Source organism: Bacteroides togonis (assembly GCF_900130135.1).
In the GTDB taxonomy this organism is placed as follows: Bacteria; Bacteroidota; Bacteroidia; order Bacteroidales; family Bacteroidaceae; genus Bacteroides; species Bacteroides pullorum.
This window is the reverse complement of the sequence record NZ_LT670840.1, coordinates 1-2,768: the sequence shown is the minus strand read 5'-3', so window position 1 is coordinate 2,768 and position 2,768 is coordinate 1. Positions and strand designations below refer to the sequence as shown.

Below are 2,768 nucleotides of genomic sequence, written 5' to 3'. Positions count from 1 at the left end.
CTCACGGAGGTCACCGAGTACACCTACGACCACGCGGAGCGCCTGACGAAGGTGGAGCACACGCTGGGCGGCGTGACGGTGACCTTGGCTGAGAACACTTACGACGAGCTGGGCAGGCTGCAAAGCACGTCTCCGCACGGGAATACAACTCTTGCGCAGAGCTATACCTACAACATCCGCGACTGGCTGACGGGAATCGGCGGGAAGTTCACACAAAGCTTGCAGTACAACGACGGCGCAACTCCCTGTTATAACGGGAACATCAGCGGGATGACGTGGAAGGCGGATACTGAAACCACCACGCACGGGTATCAGTTCAGCTACGATAACCTGAACCGCATGCTGACCGCAGCCTACAGCGACGGCAGCAACGCCGACCGCTTCACGGAGAAGGTAACGGGCTACGACAAGAACGGGAACATCCTTGCCCTGCAACGCTACGGGCAGACGGGGGCAAGCAGCTACGGGCTTATCGACAACCTGACTTTCACCCTGAACGGCAACCAGTTGAACCGTGTGGACGACGCGGCAGGCACTGCGGCCTACAACAACGGTTTCGAGTTCAAAGATGCTGTAAAGCAGGAAAATGAGTACGCCTACGACGCCAACGGAAACCTTACGAAAGATTTGAACCGGAATATTTCCGATATTCAATATAATTTCTTAAATTTGCCAAGCAAGGTAGTCTTTGCGGACGGGAGCACCATTGAATACGTCTATGCCGCCGACGGCACAAAACTCCGTACGAAGCATGTCATCAACGGTACGACCACCACAACGGACTATTGCGGAAACGTGGTCTATGAGAACGGTGTGCAGAAGCTGCTGCTGACGGAGGAAGGATATGTCACCCTGGCCGACAAGCAGTACCATTACTTCCTGAAGGACCATCAGGGGAATAACCGGATGGTGGTAAGCCAAAGTGGAACCGTGGAGGAAGTAAATCATTACTACCCCTTCGGCGGTGTCTTCGCCAACTCTACGAGTGTACAGCCCTACAAGTACAACGGCAAGGAACTGGACACGAAGAACGGTTTGAACTGGTACGATTACGGGGCACGACATTATGACCCGGCGCTGGGAAGGTTTACGACTGTTGACCGTTATGCCGAGAAATACTCGTCCATGTCGCCTTACCAGTATGCGGCGAACAGTCCGGTCATGAATATTGATGTGAATGGAGACAGTATCATAGTACAACCTAATCCGAATGGAATAATTGATGAAATCAAATCGTGGCTTGGATTTGATACAAAGTACCAGAGTCAAGTGAAGGCTGATTTGAAGCAGTTGAAACGGGATGACCCTGTTGTCGGTAAAATGATTACCGAATTGGAGAAAAGCGAGAATATTCATGAAATTACAATGCCTGACGAGCGTTCCAGGTATCAAAATGCAACACTTTATAATTCTCAAAAAGCTGAAGAAGAAACGCCTCAAGGTTCCGTGGTGTTCTATGATCCAGAACGAAAAGAAGTTGGTAGCGAAAATGTTAGAACTTCTCGAGTCGGTTTGGTTCACGAACTTCAACATGCTTTGGATTTGGATAAAGGTGCTTTTGATCCAAACACAAGAATCAATGGAATTCTGAAAATGGATATCCGAGCCGTGAATATAGAGAATAGGATAAGAAAGGTTACAGGAGATACAAAAAGAATAAGATATGGGAAAAAAGAAATACCTCTTGAATTTTTGGAATAATTTTTTTCTTGTATTTTCAATCGTTTTTTTGATACAATTATTCTATTCTGAAAGACAAGAGAAAGTGAATAACGATTTGTCTGAGTTTATGACGACCAATCCTCGTTATAAATCAGTTAATGTAATGTATGACAATAATGAATATCATGTTCTGTGTGACGAAAATAGTTTGTATTTTGCAATAAATGAAAGTAGAAGTCTGGATAATAAAATTACTTCCTTTTCTTCGCGTGATATTATCTTGGTTGATAGTGCTACATTCGATCGCTTGAAAGACTATATTGTAATCCCTCACCCTAAAATTGATTCTATATATAGACAGATGGGATTAAGATATTTGTTGGATACATTTTTTGTTGGCAATATACCGAAAGCATATATTGAGTATGATACTTTATCAACCAACCAAATTGCAGAATTGAATTATGTTATGGATATTTTAATTCGCCAAGATTTTATTTTCTTTTGTGATTGTGAAAGTGGAATCCCAATTTTATTACCTTCTGTATCATTGCATTAAATAGAAAGCTCTGTCCAGAGAATGTTGGATACTAAAGTCTACATTTTGAACAGTCCTTGTTTGTGCTTACTATATAAGGAGGCTGTCTCAAAATAAAAAACAGAGATAAGCTTACTTACAATCTATAAGCTACAATATAAAAATCTCCTGCTTTTAGTCCTAATAATTGTAATAAACAAGGACTAAAGCAGGAATTTTTTATTACTAAGTTTCAATCTATAAGATTTTTACTTTTGCATTTTTATTTTGAGACAGCCTCTTTTTTATTTGGCTATCAGTTCAGCTACGCCGTCGAGGCTTCGACCACCTGTGGCTACAGCCTCCGCTCGTCCCATTCCGCTATTGCTCCTCTCGTGCCGCCGTTTCACGGTGACGTCCTCTGGCGGGTTGTCTGACGAGGGCGTGTATCCTTCGGGTTCGCTCGAAGTGGTCCGCTCGACGGACGAGGACGGTCACGTCCGCCTGTCGTTCCTCGACAAGCAGGGGCGCACGCTCCTGGACCGTGGGGTGCTCTCCGGTGACAGCTACGCCGACACGTACTACGTGT

3 protein-coding genes are annotated in these 2,768 nt (G+C 44.8%); all 3 read left to right on the top strand.

The window, feature by feature from the left end:
* Window positions 1-1,701, top strand: a 1,701-nt coding sequence (locus BQ8005_RS17135) for an RHS repeat-associated core domain-containing protein (RefSeq protein WP_234984111.1), incomplete at its 5' end; no start/stop codon positions are given.
* Window positions 1,664-2,221 (top strand): hypothetical protein, encoded by a 558-nt coding sequence (locus BQ8005_RS16945; protein WP_159436306.1) that lies wholly within the window; start codon window positions 1,664-1,666, stop codon window positions 2,219-2,221. The genes BQ8005_RS17135 and BQ8005_RS16945, both read left to right, overlap by 38 nt.
* A 309-nt stretch (window positions 2,222-2,530) precedes the next feature.
* Window positions 2,531-2,768, top strand: a 238-nt coding sequence (locus tag BQ8005_RS17785; protein WP_234984110.1) for a hypothetical protein, incomplete at its 3' end; no start/stop codon positions are given.

Bases quoted from the DNA above. Each gene is read 5' to 3' on its own strand.
- BQ8005_RS16945 (WP_159436306.1), top strand. From the start codon at position 1,664: ATGGGAAAAAAGAAATACCTCTTGAATTTTTGGAATAATTTTTTTCTT.